Annotated in this window: 22 protein-coding genes; 4 read left to right on the forward strand and 18 right to left on the reverse strand. The window is 60.2% G+C overall.

Annotation, left to right across the window (positions count from 1 at the left end):
* Positions 1-14: 14 nt before the first annotated feature.
* The gene (locus LCQ44_RS01900) at positions 15-896 is read right to left on the reverse strand and encodes an aldose 1-epimerase family protein (protein ID WP_117847913.1); all 882 of its coding nucleotides are present in this window, start codon (positions 894-896) and stop codon (positions 15-17) included.
* 156 nt (positions 897-1,052) lie between these two features.
* On the opposite strand from LCQ44_RS01900, the gene LCQ44_RS01905 reads away from it, so the two are divergent.
* Complete coding sequence (locus tag LCQ44_RS01905) at positions 1,053-1,637, forward strand: flavodoxin domain-containing protein (protein WP_225093927.1); 585 nt, start codon at positions 1,053-1,055, stop codon at positions 1,635-1,637.
* A gap of 75 nt (positions 1,638-1,712) precedes the next feature.
* Here LCQ44_RS01905 and nagA read toward each other — a convergent pair whose 3' ends face one another.
* The 8 genes from nagA to LCQ44_RS01945 form a co-directional block, all read right to left on the reverse strand.
* Positions 1,713-2,882: an N-acetylglucosamine-6-phosphate deacetylase gene (nagA, locus tag LCQ44_RS01910; RefSeq protein WP_117847910.1), complete on the reverse strand. Its 1,170-nt coding sequence runs from the start codon at positions 2,880-2,882 to the stop codon at positions 1,713-1,715.
* Positions 2,883-2,999: 117 nt separating this feature from the next.
* The gene (locus LCQ44_RS01915; protein ID WP_035137674.1) at positions 3,000-4,166 is read right to left on the reverse strand and encodes an AgaS family sugar isomerase; all 1,167 of its coding nucleotides are present in this window, start codon (positions 4,164-4,166) and stop codon (positions 3,000-3,002) included.
* Positions 4,167-4,280: 114 nt separating this feature from the next.
* Positions 4,281-5,012, reverse strand: coding sequence for a GntR family transcriptional regulator (locus LCQ44_RS01920; protein WP_022094608.1), 732 nt, complete (start codon positions 5,010-5,012; stop codon positions 4,281-4,283).
* A gap of 185 nt (positions 5,013-5,197) precedes the next feature.
* Positions 5,198-6,280, reverse strand: coding sequence for a PTS system mannose/fructose/sorbose family transporter subunit IID (locus LCQ44_RS01925; protein ID WP_055251210.1), 1,083 nt, complete (start codon positions 6,278-6,280; stop codon positions 5,198-5,200).
* The gene (locus tag LCQ44_RS01930) at positions 6,270-7,070 is read right to left on the reverse strand and encodes a PTS mannose/fructose/sorbose/N-acetylgalactosamine transporter subunit IIC (RefSeq protein WP_022094610.1); all 801 of its coding nucleotides are present in this window, start codon (positions 7,068-7,070) and stop codon (positions 6,270-6,272) included. The genes LCQ44_RS01925 and LCQ44_RS01930 overlap by 11 nt, the downstream gene beginning before the upstream one ends.
* Before the next feature lie 90 nt (positions 7,071-7,160).
* Positions 7,161-7,643, reverse strand: coding sequence for a PTS N-acetylgalactosamine transporter subunit IIB (agaV, locus tag LCQ44_RS01935; RefSeq protein WP_022094611.1), 483 nt, complete (start codon positions 7,641-7,643; stop codon positions 7,161-7,163).
* A 36-nt stretch (positions 7,644-7,679) separates the two neighbouring features.
* Complete coding sequence (gene yajC, locus LCQ44_RS01940) at positions 7,680-7,961, reverse strand: preprotein translocase subunit YajC (protein WP_022094612.1); 282 nt, start codon at positions 7,959-7,961, stop codon at positions 7,680-7,682.
* Positions 7,961-8,404: a PTS sugar transporter subunit IIA gene (locus LCQ44_RS01945; protein ID WP_035137680.1), complete on the reverse strand. Its 444-nt coding sequence runs from the start codon at positions 8,402-8,404 to the stop codon at positions 7,961-7,963. Before LCQ44_RS01945 ends, yajC begins: the two co-directional genes overlap by 1 nt.
* A 620-nt stretch (positions 8,405-9,024) precedes the next feature.
* Between LCQ44_RS01945 and LCQ44_RS01950 the strand changes: the two genes are divergently transcribed.
* Positions 9,025-9,516, forward strand: a complete 492-nt coding sequence (locus LCQ44_RS01950) for a helix-turn-helix domain-containing protein (RefSeq protein ID WP_225093249.1) — start codon at positions 9,025-9,027, stop codon at positions 9,514-9,516.
* 29 nt (positions 9,517-9,545) lie between these two features.
* Positions 9,546-10,388 (forward strand): IS3 family transposase, encoded by an 843-nt coding sequence (locus LCQ44_RS01955; protein ID WP_233504193.1) that lies wholly within the window; start codon positions 9,546-9,548, stop codon positions 10,386-10,388.
* Between the two features lie 98 nt (positions 10,389-10,486).
* Here LCQ44_RS01955 and LCQ44_RS01960 read toward each other — a convergent pair whose 3' ends face one another.
* The 8 genes from LCQ44_RS01960 to LCQ44_RS01995 all read right to left on the reverse strand — a co-directional run bounded on the left by LCQ44_RS01960 (position 10,487) and on the right by LCQ44_RS01995 (position 18,062).
* On the reverse strand, positions 10,487-11,572 hold the full coding sequence (locus tag LCQ44_RS01960) for a hypothetical protein (RefSeq protein ID WP_225093928.1): 1,086 nt from the start codon (positions 11,570-11,572) through the stop codon (positions 10,487-10,489).
* A 126-nt stretch (positions 11,573-11,698) separates the two neighbouring features.
* Positions 11,699-12,784 carry an isocitrate/isopropylmalate dehydrogenase family protein gene (locus LCQ44_RS01965; RefSeq protein WP_225093929.1) on the reverse strand — a complete coding sequence of 362 codons (1,086 nt, stop codon included), beginning with the start codon at positions 12,782-12,784 and terminating at the stop codon, positions 11,699-11,701.
* Positions 12,785-12,790: 6 nt separating this feature from the next.
* On the reverse strand, positions 12,791-13,489 hold the full coding sequence (locus LCQ44_RS01970; protein ID WP_117769907.1) for a HEAT repeat domain-containing protein: 699 nt from the start codon (positions 13,487-13,489) through the stop codon (positions 12,791-12,793).
* A 15-nt stretch (positions 13,490-13,504) separates the two neighbouring features.
* Entirely contained in the window at positions 13,505-13,933 is a 429-nt protein-coding gene (locus LCQ44_RS01975) for a hypothetical protein (RefSeq protein ID WP_055310425.1), read from the reverse strand.
* Positions 13,934-13,938: 5 nt separating this feature from the next.
* Complete coding sequence (locus LCQ44_RS01980; protein ID WP_225093930.1) at positions 13,939-15,018, reverse strand: NAD(P)-dependent oxidoreductase; 1,080 nt, start codon at positions 15,016-15,018, stop codon at positions 13,939-13,941.
* A gap of 98 nt (positions 15,019-15,116) precedes the next feature.
* Positions 15,117-16,070 carry a DegV family protein gene (locus LCQ44_RS01985; RefSeq protein ID WP_225093931.1) on the reverse strand — a complete coding sequence of 318 codons (954 nt, stop codon included), beginning with the start codon at positions 16,068-16,070 and terminating at the stop codon, positions 15,117-15,119.
* Between the two features lie 79 nt (positions 16,071-16,149).
* Complete coding sequence (gene hpf, locus LCQ44_RS01990) at positions 16,150-16,734, reverse strand: ribosome hibernation-promoting factor, HPF/YfiA family (protein WP_035137685.1); 585 nt, start codon at positions 16,732-16,734, stop codon at positions 16,150-16,152.
* A 317-nt stretch (positions 16,735-17,051) separates the two neighbouring features.
* Complete coding sequence (locus LCQ44_RS01995) at positions 17,052-18,062, reverse strand: substrate-binding periplasmic protein (protein ID WP_225094229.1); 1,011 nt, start codon at positions 18,060-18,062, stop codon at positions 17,052-17,054.
* Between the two features lie 718 nt (positions 18,063-18,780).
* Here LCQ44_RS01995 and LCQ44_RS02000 point away from each other — a divergent pair.
* Positions 18,781-20,115, forward strand: a complete 1,335-nt coding sequence (locus tag LCQ44_RS02000; protein WP_089573697.1) for an IS256 family transposase — start codon at positions 18,781-18,783, stop codon at positions 20,113-20,115.
* A gap of 195 nt (positions 20,116-20,310) precedes the next feature.
* On the opposite strand, the gene LCQ44_RS02005 is transcribed toward LCQ44_RS02000, so the two are convergent.
* Positions 20,311-21,333 (reverse strand): hypothetical protein, encoded by a 1,023-nt coding sequence (locus LCQ44_RS02005; RefSeq protein ID WP_225093932.1) that lies wholly within the window; start codon positions 21,331-21,333, stop codon positions 20,311-20,313.
* Between the last annotated feature and the right edge of the window lie 72 nt (positions 21,334-21,405).

Below are 21,405 nucleotides of genomic sequence, written 5' to 3' on the forward strand. Positions count from 1 at the left end.
TTGGCTACATGCGACTACAGAATCTCGATTGTGAACGAGCGCACGATGGTTTCTTTGGGCTTGGCGATAAGGCAGCCGCGCTTGTGCTCAAGCACGTCGTCCTCATCGGAGCAGGTCGAAAGACCGCCCCAGGGCTCAACTGCCACAAAATCACCCTCGGGCTTGCTCCACACAATGAGGTACGGGAAGCCCTCAAAGCTCAGGCGAACACCCTTGTCCTCGCCCTTTTTGGAAAGCGTGACCTGACGGCTCTCGAGCACGTCAAAGATGGTCTCCGCAAAATCGAAGAGCTCATGTGACAGAGGCAGCGTCTTTCCCACCATGGGGTTCTTGGAGCGGTTGGTCACGTCAATCAAGCCAGTCGAGGGGACGGCAGCGCAAAGCTCAGCAGCCTCGTCTTTCTCAAAACGCAACTCGTAGTCCGTATAGGCCTCGCCCTCATCGAGCGGGCACCTAAAGCCGGGGTGTCCACCGATAAAGAAAGGCATGTCCTCGGTGCCCTCGTTGGTAACCTCATAGGAGACGCGCACGGCGGCGTCCTCGAGCGTATAGCGGGCGACAAGCTTAAACGGATACGGATAATCGCTCAGCAGCGCGGCGTTATCCTCCGAAGCCAGGCACATCGCCAGCTCGTTCTCGCTCTGGCTCAGCAGCTTCCACTCCTGTTTGCGCGCAAACCCATGGCGGGCGAGCTTCACATGATGTCCGGCAAACGTCATGGCGCTGTTATCGCGCAAACCTCCGCAAATCGGGAAGCAAATCGGTGCCTGGCCGGACCACACGGCGGGATCGCCCTGCCACAAGTACTCGCGACCTCCAGCCTCAATCGAGGTAAACGAACCACCGGCCGTGGAGACCTTGATAGAAATCGAATCGTTGGAGAGAGCGTATTCCATTGTCCATCCTTTCGAACAACTGCTTTTTGCTCGCAAGAACCCGTCTCGGCCCTGACCAAAGGACAAACCCGCACGTTCATCGATGCGTCCGGTTTCCCAGCCATGCAACGGGGTACCATACAGACATTGATGCAATTACAGCTGAAAGGCCTTCTTATGCGAACCATCATCCTTTATGCCTCACACCACCACGGCAATACGAAAAAGCTCGTGGACGCCATCGTCGAGGCGCACCCCGAGATCGATACCCTCGACGTGAAGTCACTCGGTAAAAACGAGTACCCCGACCTGCACGAATACCATCTGATCGGTGTCGCCACGGGCATCTATTACTCCGAGATCGACAAGGACATGGCACGCGTGCTCACGAACGTGCTGCAGCCGCAGGACAAGGTGTTTGGCCTTATGACCTACGGTGGCAAAAACAAGTGGTACGGCAAGGATATCGATGGCATCTGCCGCATGAGGCAGGCCATCTTTATGGGCGTCTACGGCTGTCCCGGCTTTGATACGTGGGGGCCGTTCAAACTCACCGGCGGCGTCCAGAAGGGACACCCGACCGCTGAGGAAATTAAGGGCGCCGTCGACTTCTTCGACAAGATCGAAGACGAGTATGGCGACATCATCGTCGAAGAGTACGCCAAGCGCGAGAAGCGTCTAGCATACGAAAAGGAGCATCCCGCGGGGGGTCTTGTGGCCGGCGTCAAGCGCACGGCAAAGAAGATCGTTAACAAGCTGTAACTGTTAAGGTGCTTTTGAGCGTTTAACCCATACGGCGGGTCCGAGCAGATTCGGGCCCGCCGTCTTTTTCTATCGTTAATCGGTAAAGGCGTTGCCGACGCTCTGGCCGCCAACATACGTCTCGACGAGGGTGAGCTCATGGTCGAACACGACAAAGTCGGCGTCGCGACCCGGCATGATGCTGCCGCACTTATCCTCGATGTGCGCAGAGCGAGCCGGCACCTCGGTTGCCATGCGAATGGCGATATCAGCGCTGGCGATGCCCCAATCGACAATGTTCTTGACGCCCTGGGCAAGCGTGAGCACCGAGCCGGCAATGCTTTTGCCGTCGGCGAGCCAGCACAGGTTGTCCTTCATGATGACGTCCATGCCACCACTGGTGTAGCTGCCCTCGGGCATGCCGCCGCAGCCCAGGCAGTCGGTGATGAGCACCGTGTGCTGCCAGCCCTTTGCCTGCAGCAGTGCCTTGATGGCGGCAGGGTTTACGTGCTTGCCGTCACAGATGATCTCGGCGTAGGTCTCGGGCGTGGACATGGCAGCACCCACGACACCGGGCTCACGGTGATGCAGACCGCGCTGGCCGTTATAGGTATGCGTAAAGCAGCTGGCACCGGCATTGATAGCGGCGATGCACTCATCGTAGGTGGCGTCGGAGTGACCGATGCTGGTCACCACGCCCTTGGCGTTCAGAGCAGCCGCATAAGCAGCGGCACCGTCGCGCTCGGCGGCCATGGCGCTCTTAACGATGCGACCGCCCGCAGCCTCCTGCCACTGGTCGAAAACCTCCTCGGAGGGGTCAATCAGGTAAGCGGGGTTCTGCGCGCCCACGTGCTTCATGGTAAAGAAGGGGCCCTCCAGGTAGATGCCCTGAATGCGGGCACCGCAGAAGTCGGGGCCGCGGCCCTCGTCCGCCTTGGCGATAGCAGCGCAGGCGTCCTTGATCTGTTCGACGCCATCGGTGAACGTCGTGGGCAGCCAGCTGGTGGTACCGCGACGGGCGAGCTCGGTTGAGCTGATATCGATGCCCTCGGGATCGTTATCGGTAGTTGAGTGGTTGTAGAAGCCATGGATGTGAGTATCGACCATACCCGGTGCGATCCACGATCCCGTGTAGTCCTTAATCTCGCAAGAGGGCTCGTCGGCCTGCCAGGCGCCAAAAACGCCATCCTCGACCATAAGATAGCCGCCCAGTTGCGGGCCTGCCGGCAAGAAGAACTTGTCAGCCTTAATTGCGTACGTGCTCATATGCACTCCTCGCTTCTAAAGCAGTTGACTGTGGTAATGCTTATACCCAGCTCACGTAAAACAAAAAGCGCCCGCCCGCCGTTATGAGCGGACGGGCGCCCTTACAGGGGGACGCGATTAAGCGGTGAAGGGGTGAATCGTCACGCCCTTAACCACGCGGTTGACCGTGCCGGTGGGGCTCGGCGTATCGGGCGTGTTGCCCACGCGGACGGAGTTGAGCAGGCTGATAGCCTGGGCAAACATCACGAACGGCAGAGCAAGGTAACCCTCGGGAAGTGCCTCGTAGCCCTTAAAGGTGAAGGACTCACCCTCATAGACGGTGGCACCTTCCTGCTGAACGGCGATGGTGTGCTGAGCGATCTCGTCGCCACCGATCTCGTTGAGGATGTCGATGTCGTACTGACGGGTGTAGGCGTCGTTGTTGACGAACACGAAGACGAGCGTCTTATCGTCGACGAAGGACTTAGGTCCGTGACGATAGCCCATGGAGGTGTCGTAGGAAGTAGCGACCAGACCGTGAGCGAGCTCGAGGATCTTGAGCTGGCTCTCCTGAGCAAGGCCACCGAAGGAGCCAGAACCCAAGTAGGTCACGCGGTTGAAATCGCCAGCCAGGTAATCGGCGATCTCGGGCTCACGGGAGATGACCTCCTCGCCCATCTTGGCAATCGTCTCGACCCACTCGGCCTTCTGCTCGTCAGAGGCAGTGTCGAAAATAAGGGTGGAGAGCAGGGTCATGCAGGAATAAGAACCGGTCATGGCGAAGCCCTTGTCGTTGGCGCGCGGAATGAGCAGCGTCAGCGCATTGGGATCATCGGCAGACTCGACGGCAAGCTTGCCCTCGGGAGCGCAGGTGATGTTGAGGAACTTGACGTTGTGGACGAGCTCCTTGGCAACGGCAACGGCGGCAAGGCTCTCGGGGCTGTTGCCAGAGCGGGCAAAGGAAACCACGAGCGTGGGATCCTCGGCGCGCAGGAAGTCGCGCGGGGCGCTCACGATGTCGGTCGTGGCGATGGGCTTAAAGTCGTAGAGATCAGTGTTGCCAGCGTGACGCAGGTACGGGGCGCAGGTATCGCCAACGTAGTCGGACGTACCGGCACCGGTGAAGACAACGGACAGACGACCCTCGCCCATAGCGCGAGCCTCGGCCAGGAAGGCCTCGATGGCCTCCTTGTTCTCGCGATAGATGTTGAGCGTATCACGCCAAAGCTCGGGCTGCTGAGCAATCTCGGCCGTGGTGATCTGGGCGCCGAGCTCGGTGAGCTCCTCGACACTCTTCTCGAACATTTCTAATACCTCTCTCTAGAAGTAATCCTCTGACGTGCAATTATACACTTCGGTTGGTTATCTGGTAGTAACCAGTTAAATGCAAAGAATCACCATATGGAAACGATGCGAGCACTAGTTACTGCGCTGGTGGTAAACCTTGTATTTAAACTGATCGGCACGAGCAACCGAAAGTGTGTACTCCACTACCTCGTTTGACTCGTTATACGTAGTCCTGACCAAATCGAGCACAGGCGAGCCCTCGACAATTCCCAAAAGGTGGGCATCGGTGGGACGGGCTATGCTCGCATAGAACTCCTCTTCGGCCACGCGAATCTTTTGCTGAAAGTCCTGCTCAATCACATCGTAAAGCGGCTTACGCTCCAGCAGCGGTCGCTTTAGGGACAGAAATTGACGAACCGGTAGATAGCTGCGTTCGACCATCATGGGCATGTTGTCGGCAGAGCGAAGACGCTTGAGCTTAAAAATGCGATCACCGATGCGCAATCCCATATGCTCGGCCAGATTCTTATCGGCCTCCATCTCGCAAAACTCGAGAATCGTGGTCTCGGGTTCTCGACCCATCGCGCGCATCTGCTCGGTAAAGCTGTAGGACTGCATAAGATTGGTTGCTTTTGCCGAACGGTCGGTCACAAAGGTACCGCGACCGTGCTGCCGAACCACCAGTCCTAAACGCTCCAGTTCCTGCAGAGCCAGGCGTACCGTAGTGCGCGAGAGACCATAGCGCTCCGAAAGTTCGCGCTCGGAAGGAATCATGTCACCGGCGCGATATTCATGGTCAATCTTTTCGGTCAGAATATCGACCAGCTGATCGTACAGCGGTTGCTTACGCGCTCCGATCGCCATCCTATCCTCCCTTTTGCTCGAATTCGGCTAACTACCTAGGGTGTTATGCATTATCTGTCTGCCACACCCGAATCATTAAGAAAACAAAAGCCGCGCGCTCTTTCGAGCACGCGGCTTTTAACATACACATGGCTTAAGGGGTCGGGGTGTGAGCCGCGTAGGGACACACCCCTCAAGCTAGAGCCTTACCAGATGCTCGGCCAGAGACCAAGCGGGCCAGCGCCCAGGATGCCAAGGACGAAGAGCAGGAGAATGCCCTTGGTCGGGGTCCAGCTGTGCTTAGCGAACATGTAGTAAAGCAGCAGCGTAAGCATAAGCGGGACGAGCTTCGGGACGATGGTGTTGAGGGTGTCGGCAACAGAGAAGTTGACCGGATCCTCGGTAACGGTGCCGTAGGTCACGGACTCCATGCCGTTACCCAGATCGGTGACGCCGCACTCGACAGCGTTGCCGTCGGCATCGGAAGCGGTAAGGGCGTTGCCGTCCTTATCGGTCATGGCGATGGTACCGGCCTCAGCGGTCTCGGTATCGATGCCCTCCATACCGGTGAAGTTCTCGGCCTCCTTCTCGGAGACGATCACGGTAGTAGCGGAGAGACCACGGGTGGTGCCGTTGGGGATCTGGAGGTTGATCTGGGTGCCACCCATGGTGACGACCAGGCAACCGACGACGAAGACGCCCATGATGGAAGCGGCACGCGTGAAGGCCTGCATGTTGGCGGTCAGAGCGTCAATAGCGCTGGTGCCAAGCTTGTAGGACCAGTTCATGAGCCAGAAGCGCAGAGCGAACTGGACGACGTTGAAGATCACCAGGAAGATGATCGGTGCAGCGGCGTTGCCGTTGATGGCCATGTTGGAGGTGATGCCGGCCGTGATAGGCACGAGCGTCAGCCAGAACAGGGCGTCACCGATACCACCGAGCGGGCCCATTGCGGCGACGCGGACGGCGCGGATCGTGGGGATGTCAACCTTGTTCTGCTCGAGCGAAAGCACGATGCCCATAACAAAGGTGACAAGGAACGGGTGGGTGTTGAAGAACTCCAGGTTGTGGCTCATGGAAGCCGCGAGGTCGTTCTTGTTGGTGTGGATCTTCTCCAGACCGGGGATGATGGAGTAAAGCCAGCCAGCGGCCTGCATGCGCTCGTAGTTGAACGATGCCTGCAGGAAGCAGGAGCGCCAAGCCATCTTGTTGAGGGTCTTCTGGTCGAGCTGCGGAGCAGGAGTGAGATCCTCGTAGTGCTCCGGGATCACATACTCATTAGATGCCATCTTCGAAGTCACCTCCGTCAGAAACAGCTGCACCCTTCAGCTCGGTCTGCTGCTGGAAGTCCCAGAAAGCGATGCCGAAGCCGATGAGAGCGAGGATGAGCAGAGCAGGGGTTGCCAGCGAATCGTTGGCAACGGTGATGAGCGCGAGGCCAAAGCCCATGAGGAAGAAGCCCCACATATCGCGGTTCATCATAACCTTGAGCAGGACGGCGAAGCCGACGAAGCGCATCATGCCGCCTGCAGCGGAGAGACCGGTCTGCAGCCAAGTCGGGATGGCAGAAGCGATGGTCTGACCGATGGTAGCGCCAGCGATGAAGAACAGGGTGACGACGACAGCGAAGATCAGGCCGAGCAGAGCCATGGCGAAGTAGTTCAGGCGCTCGATGCCCTTGGTGTCCGCGTTGTGAGCCATGTTATCGGCCGTGGACATAAGCGGGGACATAAGCGTGAAGACCAGGGTAACGCCAAGCTGGCCAAGCAGAGCGAACGGAATGGCGAGGCCGACTGCCGCGTTGGGCTCGAGGCCCGTGGCGATAGCGAGAATGGCTGCCATGATGCCGCCGATGACGGCGTTAGGCGGCTGAGCGCCTCCGATCGGCATGTTGCCGATCGTCATGAGCTGATAGGTACCACCCACGAGAAGACCGGTGTTAAGGTCGCCAAGGATAAGACCGATGACGGCGCCGGTGACGATGGGCTGATAGAGAGACTCGAGGAAGTCAAACTGGTCGATTGCCGCGATGAACGTGACGACGAAGACCAGAGCGATCTGGATGATCGAGTATTCCATCTTGCTCCTCCTTTCAAAATGTATGTACGCACTTTGGATTTCACGTACAGAACGTCAGGGTTTCACTCCTGACAACGTGGATCACGAGGATTACGAGAAGAGCTTGCTCGTGTCCTCAACAGGCGTGCTCGGAACGCGCCTGATCTCCAACTCCACCCCCAATTCCTGCAGCTCTTTAAACGCAGCGACATCCTCGTCGTTAACTGCGACGGAGGTGGCGACTTGGCGCTTTCCTTCCGACATGTGCATGTTGCCGATGTTTACCTTCTTTATAGGCACACCGCCCTTGACGAGCGTAAGCACGTCTTCCGGTGTTTCGGCCACGATGAAGATCTTCTGGCGCGGGCTCGCCTTGCCAATGACGTCGATGGTCTTCTGCAGAGAGAAGAAACGCGTAGCGACGCCGGCGGGAGCGGCCATCTTCATGAGGTTCTGGCGCATGGTGTTGGACGCCACGTCGTCGTTGGCGACGAGGATGAGGTTGGAGCCCAGGGTGGAGTTCCACTGGGTGGCAACCTGACCATGAACCAGTCGGTTATCGATGCGGGTAAGAAGAATGTTGGGTTCTGCCATGTTGATCAGCTTCCTTTCGTTATTTGCTGACGACAGTTACTTGATCTCCTGAATCGCGTAACGCGAAACATCTACGACGGCTCCGGATCGGACTTTGATCTGGACCTTCTCGCCTTCGATGCCTTTGACGGTTCCGTAGATACCGCCGGCGAAAAGAACCTCTTGACCCGGCTTGAGCTCGGTGTGCAGCTCCTTGAAGTACTTCTGCTTCTTCTTCATGTTGATTTGCGACCAGATGGTGTAAATCAAGCCCATGATGACAAGCAGGCCTAAAAGGGCGACCGAGGAGCTCAGGACGTTGGCTCCGAAATCGGCCATTAGATGCCGTCCTCGTCGCCGAAGATATCCTCTTCCTCGGAGCCGGCAACGGATGCGACCGTCTGGGCGGTGACGCCCGTCTGTCCAACGGTCACGGCCTGCTCGCCAAGCTCGGCGAGCGTGGCATTGCCTCGGAGGAACAGAAGCTCAATAACCATGGGAAGGTTGGTGCCAGTCAGAACCTCGACGTTGTCGACATCCTGGGCAATCATCATCGACTGGTTGAACGGGGTGCCGCCAAGCAGGTCGGTAAAGACGAGCACGCCATCGCACTCCTCGCGCATGGCGGTAATAGCGGCGCGGAGATCCTCACCGTAGGATGCGGCCTGGTCGCCCTCAAAAGGAACGACGGTAAAAGCAGGCTGGTCGCCGGCAACCATCGCGATAGCGCTTGCAAGGCCGGGTGCGAACTGTCCATGACCGGTAAGAATAAAGCCAACCATTCAAATTTCCCTTCCGAAGGTGTGTACAATCTGAGTCCGATGATTTTCGGAAGCCAGCGGGCGCTCGCCCTTAAAGCTTCTTGGAAAGCGTTCTTTGAAGACCAGTGGTTTCTAAACTGGTAGTAACCACGTGACGTGTTGTTGTCACTATATCACCCCAGAAGAGGTCGCTTTCCTTGATTCATACGGTAAAACGTTTTTGCACCGCTCACGGTGATAAATCGACCGTTTACCGGTCGTTAACACTTCTACCTGCGGTTTTGAAACCGTTTCGAAATGCTTTGGCAAAAGATCGGATCTTTTCCTGTGTCTAAACAACGCAGGGCGGCTAAAAATAGCGTGAAGAAAAATTGCAGGTCATTGTGAAGATATGTGAATTGGTCTTTTTGACTTAATACCAGTTAGAACCAGTTTTGAGATTATCGGTGAACGGTAGTTTTCGACCGTTCACCGGTTACTTGCAATCGTTTGCAGTTGTTTTCCCAGATGAATTAGGGAAGCGCGATGGAGCGCTTGCGCGGGCGCAAGGCCTACCCCAGTGGTTTCGGCAGCAATAAGCCCGCTAGAACGTTGTGAACTGCCTCCCATTTCTTGGACATGAGAAATGGGAGGCTTTCTTTATGCGCGTTGATTTGAGAGTGAAGCATGATATCGAGGCCAGGAAGGCGGCCATAGGGCTCTTCGAGCTCGGGCACGGGTATAAATCTGCCGCGATCGCCCTTTCGCTTCCCGTGGAAGCCGTGAGAAGATGGCAGGAGATATACCGCGCATTCGGGAGCGAGGTGCTGCTGCGCATGGACGGAAAGCAGGGCAGGTACACATACGAGCAGAAGGTCGCCGCCGCCTCCGCCGTCGTCGACGGCGGCATGACGAAGACCGAGGCGATGGCGGCGTTCGGCATAATGTCGATGTCGCCGCTCAAGAAGTGGTGCGCGCTATACCGCCGGGGCGGCGCGGAGGCCCTGCGCCCGAGGCCCAAGGGCCGCCCGAGCGGTTCCAAGGCGAGGCCGCGGACCCGCGAGGAGGAGCTCGAGGAGCGGTGCCGTAGGCTCGAGGCCGAGGTGGCCTACCTAAAAAAATTACGCGCCCTGGTCGAGAGGGACGGGCTCTGACCAGGGCGAAGGCCGAAGCGGTCGCGGCCCTGCGCGCCGAGGGGCACGCGCTCGGGCACCTGCTCGCATGCGCCGAGCTCAAGCGGTCGACCTACTACTACGCCCTCGCGCACCCGCCGAGGCCCACGCGCCCCGAGCTCTGGGAGGCGGCCGCCGAGATCTTCTCGCGCACCGCCAACGGCTGCGGGCACCGGCAGATAGCGATGTGCCTCAGGGCGGAAGAGGGGGCCGTGATAGCCGACAAGACCGTGCTCAAGATGATGCGCGAGATGGGGATTCGCTGCGGTATCAGACGCGAGACGGCCTACCACAGGTACAACTCGTACAGGGGCGTCGTCGGCAGGACGTTCGAGAACGTGATCGCGAGGGATTTCGACGCCGGGGCCCCGTGGCGGAAGCTGGGAACGGACGTCACCGAGTTCAAGGTGGCGGGCGGCAAGGCCTACTGGGCCCCGACGCTGGACTTCTGCACCAAGGAGATCGTGGCGAGCGACATATCGACCACGCCCGACATGGCCCAGCAGGTCAGGATGCTCGACGAGCTGCTGTCCAAGATCCCCGAGGGCGCCGCCCCGACCATGCACTCGGACCGGGGCTGGCAGTACCAGCACGCCTCGTACACATCCAGGCTCGAGGCCGCCGGCATCGTCCAGAGCATGTCCAGGAAGGCGAACTGCATCGACAACGCCGCCACCGAGCAGCTCTTCGGCCACGTCAAGGACGAGTTCTACCGGGGCCGCGAGTGGGAGACGTTCGAGGATTTCAAACGCGACCTGGAGGAATACATAGTCCACTGGAACACGAGCCGGAGGCAGGTAAGATTGAAGGGCCTGACCCCGGAGGAGTTCCGGAATCAGGCCCTCGCGGCCTAGTCGCTATTTAGGGCGTCCAAGATTTGGGACGCAGTTCATTGTCCGTTCTAGCGGGCTTAATCAGGTGATCGGTTAACGCGCAGTAGTGCAGGCAAACCTTACGCAAACAGGCCGTAGATGCTGATGTTGGCCTTGGCGTAGAGGCCGTTAGCATACTCGGTCCACTTGGAGCTGGCGCTCGAAGCCTGCGAAGAGTACTGCTGGTAAGCAGTGTAGTAGGCGGTCATGGCCTGCTTATAGGTGGCGCTATCGGCCGTAAAGGCATCGTCGGCAAAGGCCTTAGCGTAGGTGCTATCGGCATCCTTCCAGGTGCCCTTCTCGCTATCCCACTCGTCGCCGGCAAGTTTGATGATGTAATCGGCGTAGTCCTTGCTCGCGGTCTCCTCGTTGCCGTCAGAAGGCTCGGTCGGAGCGGTCGGCATGCTTGCGGAGCTATCGCCCACCTTCTTCTTGTAGAGCTTCTGCAGCGTCGCGGACTGGCGGACGATCTGCTTGGCCTGGTCCTTGGACACGCCATACTGCGTGGCCATGGTCTTGTAGTCCGAAGTGCCGATGGATTCCTCGGCGTACTGCTTCATCTCCTTAGAGGAGACGGTAATGCCCTCGTCCTCGGCAGCGTCGAGCAGGATCTTGTTGCGCACGTAGGACAGGATGACGTCGGCAGAAGGAGCGGTGTAGTTGCCATCGCTATCCTTGACGGTGTCGAGGCTGTACTGGCTCTCGATGGCCTCGCGCGCGGTGATGTCGCTCTTCTTGCCGTTGTAGCTGTAGCTTGCCACGGTCGAATCGAGCTGGTCCTCGGTCAGGGTCGACGAGCCGACACCCTTGCCGCCAAAACCACCATTGCCAATAAAGAAGCCAATCACGGCAGCAATCACGACTGCAACCACAAAGGCGGCAATCATCGTCTTCTTGTGCTTGCAAGTGTGGTCATCCACGTCGGAGTCGTCGTCCTCGTCCTGCTCCTCGGGCATCAGATCCTCGTCAGCGGCATCCGCGGCAATCTGAGCCTCCAGACGGGCGTCCTCCTCCTCGGCCGTCGTACCGGCAGCAATGTGCTCGGCAGACGTACCGGCGACCAGATCGATCTTCTCGTCCTCGTCACCGTCGGGGCCTTCGCCGCGCTCGATGATCTGGATGCCGTCGATCTCGTCCTTCTCGTCCTTCTTTTGAATCAGACCCATATCGGTTACTCCTTGTTAGGAAACATAGTCTTCAATAGAATACGCCCGACAGAGTGCCGGGCGTATTGATTCTTAGGTTATACGCAAACACTTAAGTACTATTTAGGCGTTTGCAGCGTGCATACCTTAGGCCAGGTGCGCGATAACGGCATCGGCAAAGGCCTGTGTGCCCACGGCGCCCTCGACGGAGCCGGTCTGGGCACGACGCACGTCACCGGTAACCTGCTCGCCCTCGTCGAGCGTGGCAGATACGGCGGCACGGATACGATTGGCAGCGTCGTTCTCGCCCAGGTGATCGAGCATCATCGCAGCAGAGAGGATCTCGGCCGTGGGGTTGGCGATATCCTGACCGGCGATATCGGGCGCGGAGCCGTGCGTTGCCTCGAAGATGGCGCAGTCGGCACCGATGTTGGAGCCGGGGGCCATCCCTAAGCCGCCCACCAGGCCGGCGCACAGGTCGCTCACGATGTCACCGTACAGGTTGGGCAGCACCAGGACATCGAAGTCGTTGGGGTTCTGGACCAGGCCCATGCAGGTGGCGTCGACGATCTTGTCGTTGAACTCGATATCGGGATAGTTGGCGGCCACCTCGCGCGCAACGCGCAGGAACAGGCCATCGGTCGCCTTCATGATGTTGGCCTTATGCACGGCCGTCACCTTTTTGCGGCCGCAGCGGCGGGCGTACTCAAAGGCGTACTCCACAATGCGGCGGCTCTTGGCGATGGAGATGGGCTTGATCGAGATAGCGGAATCGGCGGCGAAGGCCTTCTGACCCGAGCGCTCGACAAGCTGCGAGAGCTCCTCGACCTCGGCAGCCCCCTCATCGAACTCGATGCCAGCATAGAGGTCCTCGGTGTTCTCGCGCACGATGACCAGGTCGACGTCGCGGAAGCGCGAGCCGTCGCCCGGCTGCGACAGGCAAGGGCGCACACAGGCGTACAGGTCAAAGTGCTTGCGCAGGGCGACGTTAACGCTGCGGAAACCCGTGCCAACCGGCGTAGTAATGGGACCCTTGATGGCAACCTTGGTCTCGGCGACCGCATCGAGCACGTGCTGGGGCAACGGCGTGCCAAACTCGTCCATGACGCCGGCACCGGCCTCCTGGACATTCCAATTGATCTGGACACCGGTGGCCTCGACCACGCGGCGCATGGCCTGCGTAATCTCGGGACCGATACCGTCACCGGGAATCAGGACTACATCGTGCGCCATAATCTGTTACTCCTCGTCTTCGGCGGCGTCAGATTTTTTAACGCTAGCACGCTTCTTCTTTTTGGAGAGATCAAGGTCAAAGCGTTTAACAAGCATTTCGCAAATCTCGCTCGAACGGGCTTTGAGATAGCTGCCCTTGCCGTTCTCGGCATCGAACTTAAGGCGCAACGCGAGCTTCTCGGCGACCTCGGCGTCGATCTCGCCCTGGCCAAACTCGTACAGGCAACCGAGCATGTCGCGATACTCGAGGTCGCCGTGGTAGCACTGAATGGCCTCGTCCAGGATGGGCCAAGCCTCGCGCGAACGCTCGACACTCGTGGCGCCCCACACGCACAGCAGGCGGAAGGCGGCATAGCGCAGCGTGGAGGAAATCTCGTCGAACAGTGCGGTCTCGGCGCCCTCAAAGGCATCGCCCAGCTGCTCGGGACAGGTGGTGGCAAGCGCCGTCAGGGCATCGAGGGCCTCCCAGCGGGTCTGAGCCTCGGGGCGGTCGAGCGCCTCGATCAGCGCGGGCACGCAGGGCACGACGCGCTGGGGATCGCGCTCGGCAAGCAGGTGCAGCACACGAGCGGCAAACTGGCGGATGCGGCGCGTGGGGCAGCCGAGCTCCTGGACCAGACGGTCGACGGCGTTCTCGTTCTCCTCTGCCAGCTGAAGCTGTGCCAGCTCCTCGTCGGTGAGCTGTTCGTCTTTGTTTTCTGCCATAGTTACCTCTTCTTACTATTTCTTAGCGTGCTTGCCAGCACCCTTGCTGTCATCGGTGACCGAGATGAGCTGTCGGTCGGCCGCGCCATTGCGACGCGCACGGCGGCGCTCCTCGGCGTCGCCCGCGTCGGCAGCGGCGCGATGAGCCTTGTTGACGTTAAAGACCTCGTCGTGCTTGCGCCACGGACCGACGGACTCGCCAAAGCTCATTTTAAGACCGGCGATAAAGCCGCCGAGCCAGCCGATCGGCGCAAACTGCACCAGCGGGAACAGCGAGAACACCCAGGTCAGCAGGACGACTGCCGCCGCGCCTGCAAAATTGGCAATCCAGTAGTCGCGCTTGGTGATCACGCGCTTTTCGCAGGCCCACTGGCCGCACAAAAAGCCAATGTAGATCGCAAAGAGAAAGAGCACCAACGCTAGTACCACGAACGTCCAGCTCATGGGCGCTACTCCCCGTGATGGTGGCCGCAGCAGCACTCGTGGCCGTCATCATGGCCGTGGCCGCCGCAGCACTCGTGGTCCTCGCCATGGTGGTGGCCACAACCGCACTCGTGGTCGTCGCCATGCTCGCCGCAACCGCAGCCTTCCTCGTGAGCGCCATGCTCCTCGGGACGATACTGCGACCAGTCCAGACCGGCGGCGATGGCGTCGGCCTCCTCCTTATAGAGGACCGTAATGGCCTGGGTGCCCAGCTTGGCACCACCGATGGCGTCAAGCATGTCGTAGAGCGTAAAGGCCACGTCGGCGCCGGGCAGCGCAAGCTCGCGGTCGTCGGCATAGGCGAGCGCCAAGCGCAGGTCCTTGATGAAGTGCTCGACCATAAAGCCGGGCTTGTAATCGCCGTCGAGCGCCTTGGGCGCCAGGCTCTCCATAGCACCGGACTTGCCGGTGCCGCCCAGGATCATCTGACGGGTCTTTTCCAGATCGAGGCCGCTCAGCTCGGCAAATGCCATGGCGTCTGCCATGCCGACCATGCAGGCGCCCAGCGACACCTGGTTGGCGAGCTTGGCAGCCTGGCCCTTGCCGGCGCCATCGAAGCAGCAGATGTTGGCCGCGAAGGTGGCAAGGATGTCGCGGACCGGCGCGATGTCGTTCTCGGTGGCGCCCACGATAGCCGTAAGCGTGCCGGCGATAGCACCCGACTCGCCGCCGGTGACGGGGCAGTCAAACGCCATGCGACCGGAAACCTGGGCGGCCTCGGCAATGTCGCGCGCCAGCTCGGGCGAGCTCGTGGTGAGGTCGATCAGGACCGTGCCGGGCTTAGTGCACGAGAGCAGGCCGTCGCCCGCCAGGTAGAGCTCCTCGACCTCGGAGGGATAGCCCACCATGGTAAAGACAACATCGGCGTTAGCCACGGCATCGGCCGGCGTATCGGCCCAAGCGGCACCGCGCTCGATAAGCGCGGCAGCCTTGGACTTGGTGCGGTTGTTAACCGTGACGGGATAGCCGGCATCCAGGATGTGGCCGGCGATGGGGGCACCCATGATTCCGGTGCCGATAAATGCGACGGAGAGCTTGTTTGCCATGAAACCTTTCCTTTTGGGTTGGGTGTTGTTACCAGGTTGAATACTCGGTGCCAGCGTTTGGGCTGTGAGTCGAGGGCGATAACGGACGCAGCGCTTGCCTACTGACCGCGCACGCGGCGGGCGATACGGTCGGAAAGCGACGCCTTGTCGGCGCGGTTCTTACCCCAAAACGCGCAGCCCACCATGCCGGGGCCCACGTGCGAGCCGATGGTGGGACCCACGGAGCCGCGAATGATCGTGACGTCGGCGCAACCCTCCTCCTTGCGGATGGCAGCTTCGAGCCAGTCGCCGTCCTTCTCGGCATCGGCCGTCATGATGGCGATGGGCATGGTGCGATCGGGCACATAGTTCTCGCGGAACGACTTGAGGATGGACTTGAGCGCCTTCTTGCGGCCGCGGTTGACGCCGATCAGCGACAGCGAGCCGGCAAGGTCGTAGGAAAGCTCGGGCTTGACGTCGAGTTTTGCCGTGAGCTGCGCCGCCGCGGGCGGAATGCGGCCGCCAGCAGCCAGTGCGTCGAAGCTCTCGAGCGTAAAGTAACCGTGGACATAGGTCTTAGCCTCGTTTACCCAGTCGACCAGCTGCTTGGCGGTCAGTCCCGCCGAACGCTGGCGCACGGCCTCGAGCGCCAAGAGCGCGCCGGTCGCGCAGGGCAGAGCGTTGTCGACCACGTAGAGCTCAAAGTTGGGATACTCGGCGCGCACGGCATCTGCCGCCTGGCACGCGGAGTTGTAGCTCGACGACAGCGCCGAGGTAAAGCACAGGTAGACCGTGGGCGTGCCCTCTTTGGCGCACTCGGTAAAGAACTCGATATAGCGACCGAGCGACACAGCCGAGGTGGACACGCGGGCACCGGCGCGCATGCGGTCGTAGAACTCCTTAGGGCTCATGCTCGACCAGATGTCGTCCGTACGCTCCTCGCCATCGATAATGAAGGGGAAACCCAGGATATCGACATCGAGGTTCGCGGCGACCTCGGGGCTAAAGTCGCAGCAGGTATCGACGACGATGCGGCAACGGTCCGAATGACCGGCGGATGCGGCCTTGTCCATCAAAGCGACTCCTTACGTAAAAAGGCGGCCACCCGCATGGGATGGCCGCCAGCCGTTAACTCATGCAAGTTAACGTATTTTACTCGTCAAGTGTTTCGATGCGGGGCTTGATGATGCCATATCCACCATTCTTACGGTGATACACCACATTGATAAGGCCGGTCGTCGCGTTCTCGAACACGTAGAAGTCGTGACCGAGCAGATCGGTCTGCACCAGCGCCTGCTCCTCAGTCATCGGAGTGACGTCGATAACCTTCTCGCGGACGAGCAGGTCGTCTTCCTCCTCGGGCAGCAGCAGGTCGGCCAGATCCTCGACGCGCTCGACCGGTGCGACATCCGCGGCGCTGGCACCACCCTGGCGGTTGTCCACGACCTTAGTCTTGAACTTGCGCAGCTGGCGGGTAACCTTATCGGCGGAGAGGTCGATGGCGGCATACATATCTGCGCCGTGCTCGGCAACGCGAATCACAGAGCCGCGGGCACGAACCGTGACCTCGACGATTGCCGGGTTGGGGTTCGAGGGGTTCTTCTCATAACGAAGCACGACGTCGACTGTCATGGGCTCGATATCGAAAACCTTGAGCGCCTCGCCGATCTTCTCATCCACATGCGCACGCAGAGCATCGGTTACCGTCGTCTTGCGTCCAGAAACCTTGATATCCATACGTGGCTCCAATCTGCCTCGGGGACTTACTGTACTGGCTATGTACCCATTGCCGTGCATTTAATCACGCGGATTCCTAAAGACCCGAATAACGATTGCTTGATACCGCATACCGAAGTCTCGCACTTTTCTGTGGCAAAGTGCGCTATAGGAGGGCGACGGCGACTTTGGTTTTGCACCTAAAAAATGTCTTTGACCTGCTGGTTTTACGGAAACGAAAAAGCCGGGCTCCCCTGTTGGGAAAGCCCGGCAATGCGTGTTGAAACCGTGAAGAGGCGTCTCTCTTAGCGCATAGGAGACGCCACCCCTAGCAATAACTAGCTATTGAGCTTGTTAATGTCGTCGTCGGTGATAGCGCCCTCTTGGCTGGACGACTTATCCTCGGAGGTTGCACCCTCGCTGCTCGAATCGGAGGATGCAGACTCGCTGGATCCGGTGTCGGACGACTGCACGTCGGCGCCCGAGACCGTCTTGGTGGTGAGATCATAGGGCATCGTGCCGTACCAGACGGAGTGGACCGCCTCGAGCGTGCCATCGACCGTGATACCGTCGAGGGCATCGCTCACGGCACGGCATAGCTCATCGTTGGCCGCGAGGCCCGCGACGCCGAGCGTCGAGGGTGTCTCGAGCGCGCCGACGTAAGAGATCTGGCTCATCAGGCGCGCAAGGTAGCCGCCGGCCGTGGAATCGCAAATCACGTAGTCGATCTCGCCGGACTCGAGCGCCTCAAAGCACTCGTTGATGTTGGAGAAGGTCTTTTGGTTGGCCGTGATGCTCTGCTTGGCGAGCGCTTCCTGCGAGGCCGAAGAGGTCTGAACGCCCAGGGTAGCGGCGTTAAGCGTTTCGGCGGAAACGCTCAGCGACTCGCCGTCGCTCGTCTTTCCGAACACTGCCGCAGCGTCGTACAGGCAAGTACCAAGCGTGCTTATGTCACCATCCGTGGAATTGATGTCGCCAATGAAGATGTCGGCCTTTTTGTCGCCAAGCGCGGAATCGGCAGAAGACGCATCGACGAAGGCAACCTTAAGGCCCATACGGCTTGCAAGGGCGCGGGCAGCATCGACCGCGTAGCCCGTGAGGTTACCATCGGCGCCCTGCATGGCCTGCGGGGCATCGGAGGTATCGAGGGCAACCGTCAGGGTGCCGGGAGTGACCAGGGCATCGTCCGACACCGTAGGGGTAACGGTCTCGCGCTCGATCTGGTCAATCGTGGGTGTCGTGAACGTGGACAGTGGATTGAACGCGCATCCGCTCAAGCCCAATACGGCAATGACCGCCGCGGTCCCAGCACCTAACCGAGCCGCGTGCATCAAGCTGCCCCTCACCATGTCCACTACCCTGCCTTCTATGTCGTATACAATCCGTGCGTTGCGCGGAATAACGGGTGTTCCCACCAGCTGACCTGGTATTTGACCCCACACTTGCGCACCGGGGTGTTTGCTCGGGAGGCCGTAACCACCTTCACGACTGGCCCGCTCGCCCGCGAGGCGGTATTGCCCCAAAGAAAGTAGAACGGACGGTGCGGCTTACATCTAGGACGCGCCATGATCGCGCCGCGCGCACGCGGTCGCTTACGTGGATCCCTTTGACCGCGTCTGTCTTGGACTAGGATGGACATTTCGTCCGTCCGCAACCACAGCCTGGCAGGAACGTAGCGCATTATAGCTAAGTTCAAGCTAAAGTTTAAGGTTAGGGGCGTCATTCGCACCGTGAGCACAGATTTTGCAGGTCGGAGCGGACCATTCGTGCCCCCATGAAGCCCGGAGCTCCCCTACGGGGAGCTCCGGGGCACCCGCCTCAGAGCGCCGTGTGCAAAAAACGGCAAATATGAGTACTGTCACCAATTTAGTAGCAGCGTTTTTCCGCCCCGCGAGCCCTTTTTGAGTTCCGCACAGCCTGCTTGGCGCCAAGATATTCCACATTCGTTTATTATCTGGTAGCGCGCAGAGATGTGGTGTAAGAGGCGGGGCATGCCCCGCCTCCGCCCTTTCTTGAAAGGGAGGGGACACCGCCTAGAATTCGTCGTTGGAGTAATGAAGGTGACGAATGGAAGGAAAGGCGATGCCCCAAGAAGAGAGTGTACTGCGCCTCGGCCGCGACGAGGCCCTCGAGGCGGCGAGGCTTTGGCAGGAGTGCGGCGACGCGCGCGAGTTCGCGTGCAGGGTGCTGGGCAGCGTGATGAACGCGCTGATGGACTCCGAGGCCCAGCAGATGTGCGGCGCGAGCCGCAACGAGCGCAGCGACGGCAGGGAGAACAGCCGCAACGGCTACCGCCCCAGGTCGCTCAAGACCGCCGTGGGCGACGTGGAGCTCGAGATACCCAAGCTCAGGCACGGCACCTACTACCCCGAGGGCATGCTCGCGCGATGGTCGCGCGTCGACACCTCGGTGGCCGCCATCGTGCAGGAGATGTACGTATGCGGCGTGTCCACCCGCAAGGTCGAGCGCGTGGCGTCCAAGCTGGGCATATCCTCGCTGTCGAGCTCGGAGGTCTCGAGCCTCTGCTCCGACCTCGACGCCGAGGTGGCGGAGTTCCGCCGCCGCGACCTGTCGGGCACGCCGTGCTGCTACCTGTGGCTCGACGCCACCTACATGAGCTGCAGGGTCGGCTCGTCGGTCGTCTCGCAGGGCGTCGTGACCGCGATCGGGCTGGGCGCCGACGGGCGCAAGCACTTCCTGGGCTGCGACGTGGTCGACACCGAGAGCGAGGACTCCTGGGCGGCATTCCTCGGCGGGCTGCGCGAGCGCGGGCTGGCCGGCGTTCGCCTCGTGGTCTCCGACAGCCACGCCGGGCTCGTGGCCGCCGTCTCGCGCCTGTTCCAGGGCTGCGCCTGGCAGCGCTGCGTGACGCACCTGCAGCGCAACCTCCAGAGCGCCTGCTCGGGCAGGCCCGAGGACTCCAAGGCGGCCGTCAGGGACCTCGTGCACGCCGCGGTCTACCAGGACGACCCCGACCTCGCGCGCTGCGTGTGGGCCGAGGCGGCGCCCTGGGTGGCGTCGGTGTCCGCCAGGGCCGGCGAGGTCTTCGAGCAGGCCGAGGACTCCGCGCTGGCGTTCACGGCCTTCCCCAGGGCGCACTGGGCCAAGCTCCGCACCAACAACGTCCAGGAGCGCGCCAACCGCGAGATCAAGCGCCGCTACAGGGTCGTGCAGTCCTTCCCCTCGAGGGAGTCGATGCTGCGCCTGACGTGCGCGAGCCTCATGGAGACCGAGGGACAGTGGTCCCAGCAGCGCGTGTTCTCCGAGGCCTCGGCCGCCGAGGGCTTCGCCGAGCCCGCGGACAGGCCGGCCCCGACAGAGGGGAGGCGCCGCGCGCTCGGGCGGCGCGCCAGGGAGATAGTGGACGAGATAGTCGAGAGGCGCGGTCTCAAGAAGGAGTAATATCGGGACTTGCAGCGACGGACCTCAGGACGCTCTTACACCACGTCTGCGCGCGCCACCTATTATCTCTTCAATGAATCCAAATACTCGGCCCAAGTTTCTTTGTTTTTACTGCCACTAATCTAGTAACAGTACTCATATTTGCCGTTTTTTGCACAGGGCATATAAACAGACCCCTCCTATAAAGCCATAGTTTTACGCCGGCTTGAGCCCAAAGCACGCTCGGAGCGTATTCAGCAGAGCATCTTGCCTCTTTCGACGCGCCTCTACGCGATTCTGATATCGCTTACCCATGCGTTGGTAAATGCGCCATGCGAGCGCTTCCATCGCTTCCATGTCGCAGAGCATTTCGTTGTTGACCGTCGCGACCTCGATTCCCATAGTAATCAAGCCCGTGTTGCGTTTTTCATCATGGACACGTCCCCTTCGAGAGGAATGACCCAGCTCACCGTTGTATTCCAGGTCAAACCGGGCTGTTTCCTGGTACGCATCGCAAACTGCATGCGGCATCCCCGAGATTGCCTGCGCGCGGTCATCGAACTCGATCTTGTAGTCGGTCTTAAAGGGACCGCAGGCAAATCCGCCATAGGAAAACGGAAGCGAAAACATGGCAAGCATGATGCACTCCATGGGTGAGCGCAGGTTTTCTGACAGGTAGGGACACAGGCGTAGCAGTTGTTTGGCCGCACTCCCCTTGCATGCCGCAAGGTAATCTGCCAGGCGATCGGGCGTCAGCACCGGCTCGACTTCAAAGTAGCCCACGTCTGCCGGTTGGTCCTTGTCCTTTGCAAGTCTATTCGCAACAGGTGAGGTGTAGGGAGGCAGATACTTCCCGCGATCACTCAGTGAAATCTTGGAACACAGTTCCTGGGCCAGGGCAAACGCCTGGATACAGCCGACCTCGCGGGCGACGGCAACACAAAGGGCCTCGGGAGATAGGCTGCACACCCCCGATTCCACCTCTAGAATCGCGCCGGCAGGCAACCCGGAACACACGGACCAGTCCACGCCAGGCATACGGCGGCGCTGCGCCGCAGATCCCACCAGCAAGCAAAGATCTTCTTGCACCTCGCCGCTTTTGGCTCCAATTCGCACCAGGTCGGGAAGATAGATATCCTCGGTCGAAGGCGATGACGTACACAGCACGCGGCACTCCTCCTCGGGCTCAAGGTCCTTCCAGCCGATGTAGCCCATCTGTCGGCGCTCGGCGCGCATCATGCGTAGCGCCGAGGCGCCTGTTAGGATTGCGGAAGCCGCTAGCTGCTCTTTTGTCGGTTTGTTGCACTGCCT

The organism is Collinsella aerofaciens (assembly GCF_020181355.1).
Classification (GTDB): Bacteria; Actinomycetota; Coriobacteriia; order Coriobacteriales; family Coriobacteriaceae; genus Collinsella.